The sequence below is a fragment of the Pseudomonas sp. Irchel 3E13 genome (assembly GCF_900187455.1).
Classification (GTDB): domain Bacteria; phylum Pseudomonadota; class Gammaproteobacteria; order Pseudomonadales; family Pseudomonadaceae; genus Aquipseudomonas.
In genome coordinates, this window is record NZ_FYDX01000010.1 from 98,544 (window position 1) to 111,143 (window position 12,600).

Here is a 12,600-nt window from a genome sequence, read left to right on the forward strand (position 1 = left end):
GCGGCGGGTCAACGCACGGTGGCGGCGTCGATGAACTCGTTGCTGGAAGGCGGGCGGTCGTCGGGCAGGGCGGCCCGGCGCGAGGGCGAGATGAGGTGGGTGTATTCCTCGATCAGCCGGTTCAGTGCCTCCGGTGGCTCACAGGCGTGGAACTGCATGCGGATCTGCACCTCGTCGGGGTCGCGGGCCTCGCCCTGGCGTTTGGTCTGTTGCCCGACCTTGACGAAAAAACGCTGATGGCGGGCTTCCGGGCACTGGTCCGCGGCCGGCCGGGTGTTCTGGATCTTCACTGACAGGTCGACCTGCATCCGCTCCAGCGCCAGCCCGCGCGGCGCGACCAGGGCGATCAACGGGATCTTCAGGCTGTGCTGGTCGTCCACCGCCACTTCCACCATCTTCGCCTTCATCGGTGTGCCCAGGGCTTCGGGGTCGTAGTCGAAAAACTGGTCGAACAGCCTGATGTATTGCTGGGCGATCAGGCTGGTGGTGGCGGACGCGGCTTCTTGCAGGCCGCGCGTGATGTCGCACAGGTCACTCGACGCGATCGGTTCCTTGGGGGGCGTTTGATCCACGGGCAGCATTCCTCAGCGGGATGAAAGGATGCCCCGCCGGTGAGGGCGGGGCGGTCGGGGCGAGGTGTTCAGGCCGTCTGCTGGTCCGGCGCCGGCAGTTTGTTGTCGTCGGGCAGCGCCTCGGGGCTGCGGGCTTCGGTGTTGGGCAGGGTGATGGGTTTGGTGGCGGCGTCGGTGAGGAAGTCGATGACCCGCATCAGGGCCTCCGGCGGGTCCTGGCGCCGGACTTTGGTGCTGACGGCGTAGCGGGCGCGGGTGTCGGTCTTGCGGGTCTGCGTGGACTTGTGGCTGACCTGGCCGCGTACGTCCACCTTGAACGGCCCCCAACCCAGTGAGGCGCCAAACTCGGCAGAGCCGGCGGTTTCACTGGTGTTTTCCGCTTGCTGGCTGACGGTCAGTTCGAAGTCGATGGTGCCTTCTTCCACCACGATGTTCGGGTGGGCGACGGCGGCCAGCAGCGGGATCTGCATCTTGCGCGACACGGTGCCTTTGTAGACGCCTTGCTCATCAGTGAGGGCTTCGTCGTAGTCGAACTGGATGGCGACGGCCTTGCCGTCCTTGATGCAGACCCCCATGAGGAAGTCCGCGTAGGATTTGCTGGCGGTGACCTGGGCCTGGATCATGGCTTGCAGCGGGCCGGAGATCATGCGGTCGAGGGGGAGTGCGTTCATTACAGAGCCGATGAGGCCGCTGTCGAGAGTTGCCATTCAAGAGTTCCTTTTCTCGAAGTGCGCGGGATTGCGCGGGTTGCCGGCAACCTGCCTGCAGGTTGTGGATCAGCGCTGGTGTGCGTCCTGTCGGCGGATGTTGCCGATCTGACGCAGGCTCAGGCCGTACTTGTTCGCCAGCACGCTGCGGGACAGGCCGTTGGAGCTTTCCTCCTGTATCTGCTGGTTGCGCAGCTGGCGGTTGAAGTGATCGCACTTGGGAATTTCCAGGGCCATGCCGCCGTAGCGCTTGATCAGCGCTTCAAGGGCGTCGACCGGGAGAATTTCCGCCAGCGAGGTGCGTTCGAGGTGCTTGGGAATGTACTTGGGGCGCCCGCCGTAAATGCTGGTGAGGCGGTAAGCATGTTCGATGCCGATACAGTCAATGAGCATTTGCAGTGATTGCGGAAGTTGCCCGATGTCGATTCGCTTCAGTTCACAGGATTGCATGATGACTTCCTTGTTGTTGGCGTGGTGAGCAAAGGGCCACCGTGTCGGGCCATGCAGGGCTTGAATATCCGTGCCAAGCGAAGAGCGATCGAGCACTGGACTGGGCAGGTGGCGTGAGGTCGATTCTCGATCAGCCGAACCGGGGTCGCTAGGTATCAAGCAGGTCAGCGACGGTAGCCAACGAGTCAAAGAACTGTAAGTTTCATGATCGCCGGTGGTAGGCAGAACCTCTGCTTCGCGATTCCAGCCGTTGTGGTTCGGCGTCACCGCCGCGCAACACGCCACATGTGTTGGCAAAGCTCACTCAGGGACAAGGTTGGCTGACAAGCAGGCTGACCTGACCCATATGCGGCGCCATGGAGGCCTCATGGCGCTCCGGCAGGGTGCGCCAGTCGACCCACAGGCAGATGGCGCTGAGCGGGGTGCCGCTGAGCATGCCCACCACTTGCGGCTGGAAGTCGCGGCGATAGCGCACCTGGGTGGATTTTGCGGCGTCGGCGCTGTCGGCCTGGCGCAGGGTGGTCTTCACCAGCTCGGCGACCTGCGGTTGGGGGAGGGTGAAGTGGGCCATCTCGCCCGGGCTCAGGTGGCCGGCGGCGCGGGTGCGTTGCCAGAGTTGCTGCCACTGGCTGCTGCCGGCGCCATGGGCCAGGGTGGCACCGAGGGACAGCAAGGCGGATTCGGGGAGTTTTTCAGTGTTCAGCGCGTGGGCGCCGAGGCTGGTGGCCAGCGTGAGGCTGCCAAGCAGAAGGCGGATGGACATGGGAGGGTCGGCTCGCTGGAGAGGGCGCAGTGCCCGGAGCCACGCATGCTTTCAGGTACGGGGGGTGTAAAAAACCGGGAAAACATCCTCGGGGCGAAAGCGGCGTTGTATCATGGCGCCCGGCCAGTTCCGGGCCGTCACCACAGTTTGTCGCAAGGATTTACCAATGACTCAACGGCAACGCCTCAAATACTCGATCCTGATGACCCTGATCCTGCTGGGCGCCATGCTGGGGATGTCCTGGCTGCAGAAGCAAGGCGTGATCACCGAGCAGTTGTTCCAGTACCTGGCCATGGGCCTGGCGGTGATCTTCGTGGTCATCAACGGCATCATGCGCCGCAAGGTCAAACCCTGACGGAAGTCGAGCAGGGCGGCCGGCTTGCGCCGGCCGGTCGCTCAGCGGTTTTGTTCCAGGACGGCGCGGGCCTGGGGGTTGAGGCTGTAGCACTTGTCGCTGCCCATGTTGATCACGCCTTCGACGCACAGGCGCTTGAGCACCTCGCGCACACTGAGGAAGGACAGCGGAATATCCAGCTTCTCCAGTTGGCTGTGGATGCCGCGCACGCCGATGCTGCGACCGTCACGGTCAGCCATGTGCAAGGCGTCGATGACCTTGAGCCGGATCAGGCTGGTGCGCAGGCCGAAGACCCGCAGCAGTTCGCGGATCTGCTCGTTGCCAGCGCGTTCCTCGGTTTCCGGGGCTTCGCTCTTGACCTGTAGCGGGGCGTTGACCTTGCGTCTGTAACGCAGCGGTTGAACCGGTTGTTGTTGGTTGTACATTCGAAAAAACTCCCTTTCCAGAGCCTGTCTGTCCTGCGTTCAAAAATGACGCTCTCACCCTATAAGACGAATGAGCGCGGCAAATCTGCAACTTTTCGGAAAAAAAATTCCGCGTTCCTACCTGTAACGAAGCAAAGCCCCCTTTACCGTAAATTTTTCATGTGAGCTTCGTTCATTCAGGATGCCCCTTGATCCTGATCCGGCTGGAGTTCGCGTGATCACCTTTGCATCCCTCCCCAAACTTTGCCTGGCCACACTGCTCGTCGGCCTCGGTCTTTCGGCCCAGGCCCGGGATGTCCCGGACGACATCCACGCGGAAATCCGTCGCACCACCTTCGGTGTGCCGCACATTCTCGCCAGCGACGACCGCAGCCTGGGCTACGGCATCGGCTACGCCTACGGGCAGGACAACCTCTGCCTGCTGGCCAATGAAGTGCTGACGGTCAATGGCCAGCGCTCGCGCTACTTCGGGCCGCAACAGCGCACCCTCGAACAGCGGGAAAACCTCACCAGCGACCTGTTTTTCACCTGGCTCAACACGCCGACCTCCGTGTCGGCGTTCTGGCAGGCGCAGCCGGCGCCGATCCAGGCGTTGCTGGAGGGTTACGCCAAGGGCTTCAACCGCGCGCTCGCCGAGCGCACCGCCCAGGGCCTGCCGGAGGAATGCCGGCAGGCGCAATGGTTGCGGCCGATCACGGCCTTCGATCTGGTCAAGCTGACCCGGCGCTTGCTGGTGGAAGGTGGGGTCGGCCAGTTCGCGGAAGCGGTGGTGGGGGCGAAGCCGCCGACGGTTGCGGCGCAGCGTGGCACCCACGAATTCCACCTGGCCATGGAACGTCAGCAGCGCTTTGCCCTTGAGCGCGGCAGCAACGCCGTGGCCGTTGGCCGTGAGCGTTCGGCCACGGGGCGCGGCATGCTGCTGGCCAACCCGCATTTCCCTTGGGGCGGCGGCATGCGTTTCTACCAGATGCACCTGACCGTGCCCGGCCAGCTCGATGTGATGGGCGCCGCGCTGCCGGGGCTGCCGGTCATCAATATCGGTTTCAACCAGCACCTGGCCTGGACCCACACCGTCGATGCCTCGCGCCACTTCACCCTGCACCGCCTGCAACTGGACCCGAAAGACCCGACTCGTTACCTGCTGGATGGGCAATCGTTGCCGCTGGACCGGCAGCAACTGAGCGTCACCGTCAAAGGCGCGGATGGCCAGTTGAGCACGGTGACCCGCGAATTGTTCAGCAGCCGTTTCGGCCCCGTGGTCCAGTGGCCCGGCCGCCTGGACTGGACCTCGCAGGTTGCCTTCAGCCTGCGGGATGCCAACCTCGATAACACCCGCGTGCTGCAGCAATGGCACGCGATCAACCAGGCGGACAGCCTGGCCGCGTTGCAGGACTCGGTGCAGCGTTTGCAGGGTATTCCGTGGGTCAACACGCTGGCCACCGATGCGGCCGGGCAGACCCTGTACATGAATTTCTCGGTTGTGCCCTACGTCGATACCGAATTGCTGGGCCGCTGCAGCGATCCGGCGGCCGGGCTGGAAATGATCGTCCTCGATGGTTCGCGCAGCGCGTGCAACTGGAAGGTCGATGCGCGCGCGGCGCAGCCGGGGATTTTCCCGGCGCAGATGCAACCGCACCTGAGCCGCGCGGACTTCGTCCAGCACTCCAACGACACCGCCTGGCTGGCCAACCCGGCTGAGCCGCTGACCGGCTTCTCGCCGCTGATCAGCCGCGACAGCCTGCCGCTCGGGCCGCGCAGCCGTTTCGCCCTGACCCGTCTGGAGCAGCCCGGCAAGCTCGACGCGCAAGACCTCAAGCAGATGGTCATGGACGACCAGGTCTATCTGGCCGACGTGCTGTTGCCTGATTTGCTGAAGTGGTGTGCCGGCGAGCGCGATGACGCTTCGTTGAAAGCCGTCTGCGACAGCCTGGCGGGTTGGGACCGGCGCGCCAATCTGGAGAGCGGGCTGGGCCTGGTGCATTTCCAGTCGATCATGCAGGCATTGCAGAAACAGGGCGGGTTCTGGCGCGTGCCGTTCAACCCGGCCGATCCTTGGTACACCCCGCGTGGCCTGGCTTACGAGCGTGCCGATGTCGCGGCGAAACTGCGAGACGCACTACGCGCCTCGGCGCAGCAAGTGGCCCAGGCCGGGCTCGCTGACGAACGTCAATGGGGGCAGATTCAGCAGGCCGCCGACGGCACACCGATCCATGGCGGCCCGGCCAACCTCGGCGTGTACAACGCGATCCAGAGTGTCGAAGTGGCGCCGGGCAAACGCCTGGTGGTCAGCGGCACCAGCTACCTGCAACTGGTGACTTTCGACGACAAGGGCCCGAAAGCCCAGGGCTTGCTGGTGTTCTCCCAGTCCAGCGAGGCCGCTTCGCCCCATGGCAGTGACCAGACCCGCGCGTTTTCGGCCAAGCAGTGGTACCCGACGCCGTTCACCGAAGCGCAGATCAAGGCCGATCCGCAGTACCGCTCCCTGGTGATCCGCGCTACGGACAGCGCCGACATGGCGGCCCAGCGCTAACCGCAAAGCGCGGTCAGTTGCTGACGTCGCGCATCAGCAGGGCGTAGGCCAGGTCTGCCTGCTCCGGCACGGGCAGGTAGACCGTGTGGCCGTCACCGGGCGCGACCTCGATCGGCTTGCCCTGGCGGTCACGCAGGTCGGCCAGGTCGAAGTGGAAGTTGCCGCCCGGCGTCATCAACTCCAGGTGATCGCCAAGGGCGAAGCGGTTCTTCACCTGGACCTCCGCCAGACCGTTGACCCGCTCGCCGGTCAGTTCGCCGACGAACTGCTGGCGGTCCGACACCGAGTTGCCGCGCTGGTAATTCTGGTACTCGTCATGCACGTGGCGGCGCAGGAAACCTTCGGTGTAGCCGCGCTGGGCCAGTGATTCCAGATCCAGCATCAGCGAGCGGTCGAATTCGCGGCCGGCCACCGCGTCGTCGATGGCCTGGCGATACACCTGGGTGGTGCGGGCGCAGTAGAAGTGCGACTTGGTCCGGCCCTCGATCTTCAGCGAATGCACGCCCATACGGGTCAGACGCTCGACGTGCTGCACCGCGCGCAAGTCCTTGGCGTTCATGATGTAGGTGCCGTGTTCGTCTTCGAACGCCGGCATGTCTTCGTCCGGGCGGTTGCTCTCCTGCAGGACGAACACCTGCTCGGTGGGCGCGCCGATGCCCAGGGTCGGATCGACTTCGCGGACGATGTCCCCGGTTTCGTTCTCGGTGGCCTGCGTGGCGGTGTATTTCCAGCGGCAGGCGTTGGTGCAACTGCCCTGGTTGGCGTCGCGGCGGTTCATGTAGCCCGACAGCAGGCAACGGCCGGAGTAGGCCATGCACAGAGCGCCGTGGACGAACACTTCCAGCTCCATTTCCGGCACGTGCTGACGGATTTCCCCGATCTCTTCCAGAGACAGTTCCCGCGACAGGATCACCCGGGTCAGACCCATGCTTTTCCAGAACCTCACGCTGGCCCAGTTCACCGTGTTGGCTTGCACCGAGAGGTGAATCGGCATCTGCGGGAAGTGCTCGCGGACCAGCATGATCAGCCCGGGATCGGACATGATCAGCGCGTCCGGGGCCATGGCGATCACCGGCTCCAGGTCCTTGAGGAAGGTCTTCAGCTTGGCGTTGTGCGGGGCGATGTTGACCACCACGTAGAACTGCTTGCCCTGGGCCTGGGCTTCCTTGATGCCGAGGGCGAGGTTCGCATGGTCGAACTCGTTGTTGCGCACCCGCAGGCTGTAGCGCGGCTGGCCGGCATAGACCGCATCGGCACCATAGGCAAAGGCGTAGCGCATGTTCTTCAGGGTGCCGGCGGGGGCGAGCAGTTCGGGTTTGGTCAGGTTGGTCATGATCAGGTCGGGGCAAAAGGCGCGGATGCTACCCCAACGCCTCTTCGGATTTATTGATCTGGAGCAACGGCACTTTCTCCTTGGCGCCGCGCACTAATGCTCAGAGTGCTAAAGGAGTGGACATGAACGAAACGGCCGTACAACGAAAAACCCTTATCGGGTTACTGGTGCTGGTGACCCTGGCCTTTATCTGGATTCTCCTGCCGTATTACGGCGCGGTGTTTTGGGCGGTGATCCTCGGCATTCTCTTCGCGCCGATGCAGCGCCGGCTGCTGCTGCGCTTCAATCAGCGGCGCAATGTGGCGGCGGCGCTGACCTTGTTGACCTGCCTGCTGATCGCGGTGTTGCCGATGATCATCGTCAGTGGCCTGCTGGTGCAGGAAGGCTCGTCGCTGTACAAGCGCATCGAAAGCGGTGAGCTGGATATCGCCGCGAATGTCGAGCGGTTCAAGGACATGCTGCCGCATGTCGCCCAGCGCACGCTGGAACGCATGGGCATGGGCGACCTGGAAGGGCTGCGGGACAAGACCGCCAAGGGCGCGCTGCAGGGCAGTCAGTTCTTCGCCAGCCAGGCTTACAGTTTTGGTCAGAGCACTTTCGAACTGATGGTGAGCCTCGGAGTGATGCTCTACCTGCTGTTTTTCTTCCTGCGTGATGGTGCCGAGCTGGTGCGCAAGATTCGCCAGGCCATCCCGTTGGCCGAGCAGCAGAAGCGCCGTCTGCAACTGAAGTTCAACCGGGTGGTGCGGGCGACGGTCAAGGGCAACCTGCTGGTGGCCATAGCCCAAGGAGCGCTGGGTGGCCTGATTTTCTGGGTGCTGGATGTGCCGAGTCCGTTGCTCTGGGCGGTGCTGATGGCGTTTCTGTCGCTGTTGCCGGCAGTGGGGGCGGGGATCGTCTGGGCGCCGGTGGCGGTGTATTTCCTGCTCAGCGGCGCGGTCTGGCAAGGGGTGGTGCTGACGGTGTTTGGCGTCGGGGTGATCGGGTTGGTGGACAATCTGCTGCGCCCGTTGCTGGTGGGCAAGGACACGCGGATGCCTGACTATCTGGTGCTGGTATCGACGCTCGGCGGCCTGGCGGTGTTTGGTCTCAACGGGTTTGTGATCGGGCCGTTGATTGCGGCGCTGTTTGTGTCCAGTTGGGGTATTTACAGCGAGACCCGGCCTCAGGTGCAGTTGCCGCCTTGAGGCCGTGAGCCGGATTTTTCAGCGGAAACTGTAGGAGATACCCGCGTAGACGCCGAATCCTTCGCCCGGCACCGAGCGCGCCACATCGGCGCCTCTGTCGTTGTAGCCCGGAACAACGATGGCCGCGTAACGCTTGTTGGTCAGGTTGCGCAGGTCCAGCCAGGTCTGCCAGTCCTGTTTCGGCGCGTTGTAACCGACGGTGGCGCCGAGCAGGGCGTAGGCGTCGGCGTTGTAGCTGTTGGCGTAGTCGACCTGGACCTTCGATGCCATCTGGGTATTCAGCCCGGCATAGAACCCGCTCGGCAGGTCGAAGCGCAGCTCGGCCTGGTAGTAATGCATCGGGATACCGGGCAGACGGTTGTCGCCGAAGACCTTGTCGTCGCGGTAGTGGAAGTCGCTGAAGGTGTAGGCCTGGCGCAGCGAGAGTTTGCCGACCGCGGCGCGTTCCCAGAGCGGGCTGTCGAGGGAGGCCTCGACGCCTTGGTGGGTGGTCGGGCTGGCGTTGAATTCGCCGACGATTGCCGCGGTTGTCTGGGTTGCCGCCTGGGTTTCCACGGCCAGCAATTCGTGACGCACCTTGGCGTAGTACCACGCCAGGTCCCAGCGCCCGAGATCCGAGTCGCCACGGGCACCCAGTTCCAGCGTGGTAGCGGTCTGGTTCTGCATCTCGATCGGCTGGGTCTGGGTCGGGGCGCTCCAGATCAGCGACCACGGGTGCGGCGGTTCTACCGAGCGGCTGAGGTTGCCGTAGACCTGCAGCGCCGGGCTCAGGTTGTAGCGCAGGCCGAGACGCGGCGCGTAGTCCCAGTCATGTTGGCTGACCTTGCCGCCGGAAACCGGGAAGGTAACGTCGCTCTCGCGGCGGGTGTAGATCGCCGCCAGACCGCTGGTCAGCCACAGGTCGGGGATCAGCTCCAGTTCGTTGCCCACATGCAGGACGGTGTCCGAACCCTGGTAGGTGAAATCGCGGGTTTTCGCACCGAATACGCCGTTCACTCGCGAGTATTGCGACGCGCCGCTATTGGGCAGGTGCTTGGTGGTGCGCCAGCCAATCGTGGTTTTGCTCTCATGTCCGAACAGGGTATGGCGGCGCTGATAATTCAGGGTGCCGCTGACGTCGGTGTAGGCGACCTTCAGACGCATCGGACCTTCACGCAGATCCATCGGATAGTCGTGATAGACAAGGCCTGCTTCCAGTTGCGAATCGTCATCGAGATAGAAGGTGGTCTTGTTGCCCAGCCAGGTACTGCCCGGCTGCGGACGGCTGTCGTCGCGGGTCAGGTACGCCGGGTTGGCGGCACGGGGGTGGTGCTTGATCTGGTCCTGGGTCACGCGTCCGGCCAGCTCGTTATCGGTTTCCCGGTAGCGCAGGTAAAAGCGCGTTTCCAAATTGGGGTTGAAGCGATAACCGACGTTCGCGGCGATGCCTTTGCTGCTGCCGCTGCTGTGGTCCTGATAGCCGTCGTACTCCGAGTCGGTGAGGGCGACGTAGTAATCGAGGTCGCCCAGCACCTGGCCGGAACTGATCTGGCGCTTCATGTAGCCGCGGCTGCCAGCTTCGTAACGCAGTTGCAGTGGCGCGGCATCATGGCCGGTGTGGGTCACGTAGTTGATCGCGCCACCCAGGGCCAGGGCGCCATGGTCGAAACCGTTGGCCCCGCGCAACACTTCGGCGCGGCTCAGCCAGAGCGGTTCGAACAACTCGTAGGGCGTGCCGCCCGGGCCGGTCAGTGGCAGGCCGTCGAACATCACGTAAGTGCCGGAGCCGTGGGCGCCCGGTGCGCGGTTGATCCCTGAGCCGCGGATCGACAGCTTGATGCCGTCGTTGCCGGCGGACTGGGCGAACACCCCGGGCTGGTAGGCCAGCACATCCTGGTTGCTGGCGACCCGGCCTTGTTCGACCCGGCTCATGTCCACCAGGTTGGTCCCGCCCGGCACTTCCCGCAGGCGCTCTTGCGCGGCGTGCAACTCGTCCTGTTGTTTTTCCTGGATCACCACCTGGCCCAGTTCGACGGTATCAGCGGCCTGGACGGCGGTGCCGCCAGCGAGGCTCAGGCCAAGCAGGTACAGGGAGGAATGCAGGGACAAGGGGGAAGGCATCTTACAGCTCCAACGGATTTGGTCTGGCAGGCAATGTGAGATCAGACGAACGAAAGCCCTGTGAAATCACCACAATCTTCCGCTTTCGAGGCAGGACTTTCCCTCGCTGATATGTAGTCGCGTTGGCTACAGGTTGTGCGACTGGTCCGACACGGCGTCACCTTCGTATCGTTCGGGCATCGTCAATCGGCCCGCGAGATCAGGGCCACGTGCACGGAGAGAGACATGCCATCCGACCCTGTAACCCCGGCCCTGGCGGCCGCCGATCCACCGTCGTTGACCAAGCGAGAAGGGGAAGTGCTGTTCTGGTGTTCCTACGGAAAAACCTCGTGGGAAATTTCCAAAATTCTTGAATGCAAGGAATCGACCGTGAACTTTCATGTCGGCAACGTGCTGCGCAAGCTGTCCGTGCATTCGAGGGTGGCGGCAGTGATCAAGGCGCTGCGCTACGGCATCCTCAATCATCAGTCGGACCTTTCGTGAGCCAGGGAGTGGAAATGCAATCCAATGATTCCTGTCTCGCGGCCCACGCGGACAATCATCGTTATCTGGTGGCCAGCGATCCGTTCTGGCCAACCATCGATCTGCGCTTGATCCGCGAGCAGTTGCAACTGCCCGCAGAGATCGGCCACGCCCGCCTCGAAGTGGCGGCGCGGGTGGCTGCGTCGAGCGTGGTGAAGGAGTTTCTGTCGTGGCGCCAGGCCCTGCGCGGACGCGGCTACAGGACGCTGCTCGACCTACCGGGTGATGGCAAGCGGCCCACCCTGGCGCAGCTTTACTGGCGTGCGGTGGCGGAAGCGACCCGGTTCGAGCTGGGCAAGCAGGTTACGGTCGTCGAATGCCCGCGTCGCCGCCTCAAGGCTGCAAAAGGGGCGCGCGATGAGTGATCCGACCTCGGCCAATCTTTCCAGTCTTTTCGTTGGGCTCGGGCTGGCCTCGGCCCTGCCGACGGTGGACGGTGACGTGGTGTTTGGCGCGCTGCTTGGCGCCTGGCTGGTTGCCAGCACCCGTGGCCTTCTGAAGGCCTGGCAGCGTATGGGGTCTTTGTTTCTGTCGGCGGGGGTTGGCTATCTCTTCACCCCGCTGATGCGTTCGATCGCCCCGTTTCTCTCTGGCGGTGAGGCCGCGTTCATCGGTGCGGTGGTGGTGATTCCGATTGTCATCAAAGTGATGATCTGGATCGACGGCGCGGACCTCCGCGAGATTATCCAGCGCTTGCGGGGTGGGAGTTGAGCGCGGTGGCTAGCTGTTGCGTTGCGGTAGCAGGCCGGCGATCTCCTCGACCTGCCGTTCCAGCTCGCGCAGGCGCTGCTTCTCTTGAATGGCCAGGGTGATGGCGTGCAGGTCGCTCGGTTCGAGCAGGCGCAACTGGGCGATCAGCTGGGTCTCCCACTCCGGGTCGATCGAGGTGTTTATCGCGTATTGGGCAGCGGTACGAAATTTCGGACCTTCGCCGACCAACAGCCAATCGAGGCAAACGCCATGTTTTTCGGCAAGGTCTACGCATATCGCGTAAGGGATGCTGTCGCGGCCTTTCCAGCTGCTGACGGTTTGCGGGCTTACGCCAAGTGCGGATGACAGGCCTGAATCGGTGGTTGACTGGGTCACGAGCTTCATTCTGGCAAGAACCGCAGCAAATCCATTAATACTCATAACGAGTAATCCTGTGGGGTGCTGATATAATGTTCGGCAAAAAAATATGCAAATCGCATTCTCTCTCTTTGCAACATCGAGCACTACTCGTTTGGGGAAATTAAATGTCGGAAGTTTCCATCATGAGAATAGGAAATTTCTCTGCTTGGGCGTTTTGAGCTTACAGGAGATTGGAATAGGAATGAATTACCGTCAGAACAGCGGAGTGTGCTGCCTCACATCGAGGGGGCTGCTGTGAGTACTTACAAGCTCGTATGCCCGCATTGCAAAAGCCGCATGCGTATCCGCACCAGCGAGGGCCGGCACATTTTCTTGCGCGTAGCCTACTTGCAGTGCACCACGGAAGCCTGCGGCTGGTCGGTACGGGCCGAATTCGAAATGACCCACGAGCTGTCCCCCAGCGGCATGCCCAACCCGGAGGTGCATCTGCCGCGTGCCGACAGTGAGTTGCGACGCGCGGCTTTCCCTGCACCCATGCCGGAAGGGACGGGCCAGGAGGGCATGAGCCTGTGATGCAGGTCGATT

15 protein-coding genes are annotated in these 12,600 nt (G+C 63.2%); 7 read left to right on the top strand and 8 right to left on the bottom strand.

Features of this window, described 5'->3' with window-relative positions; translation table 11 throughout:
* Nucleotides 1-8: 8 nt before the first annotated feature.
* The 4 genes from CKW37_RS18850 to CKW37_RS18865 form a co-directional block, all read right to left on the bottom strand.
* Nucleotides 9-545: a DUF2589 domain-containing protein gene (locus CKW37_RS18850; RefSeq protein ID WP_256587811.1), complete on the bottom strand. Its 537-nt coding sequence runs from the start codon at nt 543-545 to the stop codon at nt 9-11.
* 95 nt (nt 546-640) lie between these two features.
* Nucleotides 641-1,279, bottom strand: coding sequence for a DUF2589 domain-containing protein (locus tag CKW37_RS18855; RefSeq protein ID WP_095157237.1), 639 nt, complete (start codon nt 1,277-1,279; stop codon nt 641-643).
* Nucleotides 1,280-1,348: 69 nt separating this feature from the next.
* The gene (locus CKW37_RS18860; RefSeq protein WP_095157238.1) at nt 1,349-1,729 is read right to left on the bottom strand and encodes a Mor transcription activator family protein; all 381 of its coding nucleotides are present in this window, start codon (nt 1,727-1,729) and stop codon (nt 1,349-1,351) included.
* 304 nt (nt 1,730-2,033) lie between these two features.
* Nucleotides 2,034-2,492 carry a hypothetical protein gene (locus tag CKW37_RS18865; protein WP_095157239.1) on the bottom strand — a complete coding sequence of 153 codons (459 nt, stop codon included), beginning with the start codon at nt 2,490-2,492 and terminating at the stop codon, nt 2,034-2,036.
* Between the two features lie 166 nt (nt 2,493-2,658).
* Between CKW37_RS18865 and CKW37_RS18870 the strand changes: the two genes are divergently transcribed.
* Nucleotides 2,659-2,847, top strand: a complete 189-nt coding sequence (locus CKW37_RS18870) for a hypothetical protein (protein ID WP_095157240.1) — start codon at nt 2,659-2,661, stop codon at nt 2,845-2,847.
* Nucleotides 2,848-2,888: 41 nt separating this feature from the next.
* On the opposite strand, the gene CKW37_RS18875 is transcribed toward CKW37_RS18870, so the two are convergent.
* The gene (locus CKW37_RS18875; RefSeq protein WP_095157241.1) at nt 2,889-3,272 is read right to left on the bottom strand and encodes a fe2+ zn2+ uptake regulation protein; all 384 of its coding nucleotides are present in this window, start codon (nt 3,270-3,272) and stop codon (nt 2,889-2,891) included.
* Between the two features lie 214 nt (nt 3,273-3,486).
* Here CKW37_RS18875 and CKW37_RS18880 point away from each other — a divergent pair, with 214 nt between their 5' ends.
* Entirely contained in the window at nt 3,487-5,802 is a 2,316-nt protein-coding gene (locus CKW37_RS18880) for an acylase (RefSeq protein ID WP_371864302.1), read from the top strand.
* Nucleotides 5,803-5,815: 13 nt separating this feature from the next.
* On the opposite strand, the gene yegQ is transcribed toward CKW37_RS18880, so the two are convergent.
* Nucleotides 5,816-7,135, bottom strand: coding sequence for a tRNA 5-hydroxyuridine modification protein YegQ (yegQ, locus tag CKW37_RS18885; protein ID WP_095157243.1), 1,320 nt, complete (start codon nt 7,133-7,135; stop codon nt 5,816-5,818).
* Nucleotides 7,136-7,257: 122 nt separating this feature from the next.
* Here yegQ and CKW37_RS18890 point away from each other — a divergent pair, with 122 nt between their 5' ends.
* Complete coding sequence (locus tag CKW37_RS18890) at nt 7,258-8,322, top strand: AI-2E family transporter (RefSeq protein WP_095157244.1); 1,065 nt, start codon at nt 7,258-7,260, stop codon at nt 8,320-8,322.
* 18 nt (nt 8,323-8,340) lie between these two features.
* Here the strand turns inward: CKW37_RS18890 and CKW37_RS18895 are convergent, their stop codons facing one another.
* Nucleotides 8,341-10,422, bottom strand: a complete 2,082-nt coding sequence (locus CKW37_RS18895) for a TonB-dependent receptor domain-containing protein (RefSeq protein ID WP_095157245.1) — start codon at nt 10,420-10,422, stop codon at nt 8,341-8,343.
* Nucleotides 10,423-10,647: 225 nt separating this feature from the next.
* Here CKW37_RS18895 and CKW37_RS18900 point away from each other — a divergent pair, with 225 nt between their 5' ends.
* The 3 genes from CKW37_RS18900 to CKW37_RS18910 are packed head-to-tail and all read left to right on the top strand — an operon-like array spanning nt 10,648 to nt 11,655.
* A complete protein-coding gene (locus CKW37_RS18900; protein WP_095157246.1) occupies nt 10,648-10,905 on the top strand; it encodes a LuxR family transcriptional regulator in 258 nt (85 codons plus the stop codon).
* Nucleotides 10,906-10,919: 14 nt separating this feature from the next.
* The gene (locus tag CKW37_RS18905) at nt 10,920-11,309 is read left to right on the top strand and encodes a head completion/stabilization protein (protein ID WP_095157247.1); all 390 of its coding nucleotides are present in this window, start codon (nt 10,920-10,922) and stop codon (nt 11,307-11,309) included.
* Nucleotides 11,302-11,655: a putative holin gene (locus CKW37_RS18910; protein WP_095157248.1), complete on the top strand. Its 354-nt coding sequence runs from the start codon at nt 11,302-11,304 to the stop codon at nt 11,653-11,655. Before CKW37_RS18905 ends, CKW37_RS18910 begins: the two co-directional genes overlap by 8 nt.
* Before the next feature lie 9 nt (nt 11,656-11,664).
* On the opposite strand, the gene CKW37_RS18915 is transcribed toward CKW37_RS18910, so the two are convergent.
* The gene (locus CKW37_RS18915) at nt 11,665-12,075 is read right to left on the bottom strand and encodes a helix-turn-helix domain-containing protein (protein WP_095157249.1); all 411 of its coding nucleotides are present in this window, start codon (nt 12,073-12,075) and stop codon (nt 11,665-11,667) included.
* Nucleotides 12,076-12,309: 234 nt separating this feature from the next.
* Here CKW37_RS18915 and CKW37_RS18920 point away from each other — a divergent pair, with 234 nt between their 5' ends.
* Nucleotides 12,310-12,588: an ogr/Delta-like zinc finger family protein gene (locus CKW37_RS18920; RefSeq protein WP_095157250.1), complete on the top strand. Its 279-nt coding sequence runs from the start codon at nt 12,310-12,312 to the stop codon at nt 12,586-12,588.
* Nucleotides 12,589-12,600 lie beyond the last annotated feature (12 nt).

What these genes read in the sequence shown, in the direction of transcription:
- CKW37_RS18915 (WP_095157249.1), bottom strand. Translation starts at nt 12,075, where the DNA reads ATGAGTATTAATGGATTTGCTGCGGTTCTTGCCAGAATGAAGCTCGTG.
- CKW37_RS18860 (WP_095157238.1), bottom strand. Translation starts at nt 1,729, where the DNA reads ATGCAATCCTGTGAACTGAAGCGAATCGACATCGGGCAACTTCCGCAA.
- CKW37_RS18865 (WP_095157239.1), bottom strand. Translation starts at nt 2,492, where the DNA reads ATGTCCATCCGCCTTCTGCTTGGCAGCCTCACGCTGGCCACCAGCCTC.
- CKW37_RS18855 (WP_095157237.1), bottom strand. Translation starts at nt 1,279, where the DNA reads ATGGCAACTCTCGACAGCGGCCTCATCGGCTCTGTAATGAACGCACTC.
- CKW37_RS18895 (WP_095157245.1), bottom strand. Translation starts at nt 10,422, where the DNA reads ATGCCTTCCCCCTTGTCCCTGCATTCCTCCCTGTACCTGCTTGGCCTG.
- CKW37_RS18900 (WP_095157246.1), top strand. Translation starts at nt 10,648, where the DNA reads ATGCCATCCGACCCTGTAACCCCGGCCCTGGCGGCCGCCGATCCACCG.
- CKW37_RS18905 (WP_095157247.1), top strand. Translation starts at nt 10,920, where the DNA reads ATGCAATCCAATGATTCCTGTCTCGCGGCCCACGCGGACAATCATCGT.
- CKW37_RS18910 (WP_095157248.1), top strand. Translation starts at nt 11,302, where the DNA reads ATGAGTGATCCGACCTCGGCCAATCTTTCCAGTCTTTTCGTTGGGCTC.
- CKW37_RS18875 (WP_095157241.1), bottom strand. Translation starts at nt 3,272, where the DNA reads ATGTACAACCAACAACAACCGGTTCAACCGCTGCGTTACAGACGCAAG.
- yegQ (WP_095157243.1), bottom strand. Translation starts at nt 7,135, where the DNA reads ATGACCAACCTGACCAAACCCGAACTGCTCGCCCCCGCCGGCACCCTG.
- CKW37_RS18890 (WP_095157244.1), top strand. Translation starts at nt 7,258, where the DNA reads ATGAACGAAACGGCCGTACAACGAAAAACCCTTATCGGGTTACTGGTG.
- CKW37_RS18870 (WP_095157240.1), top strand. Translation starts at nt 2,659, where the DNA reads ATGACTCAACGGCAACGCCTCAAATACTCGATCCTGATGACCCTGATC.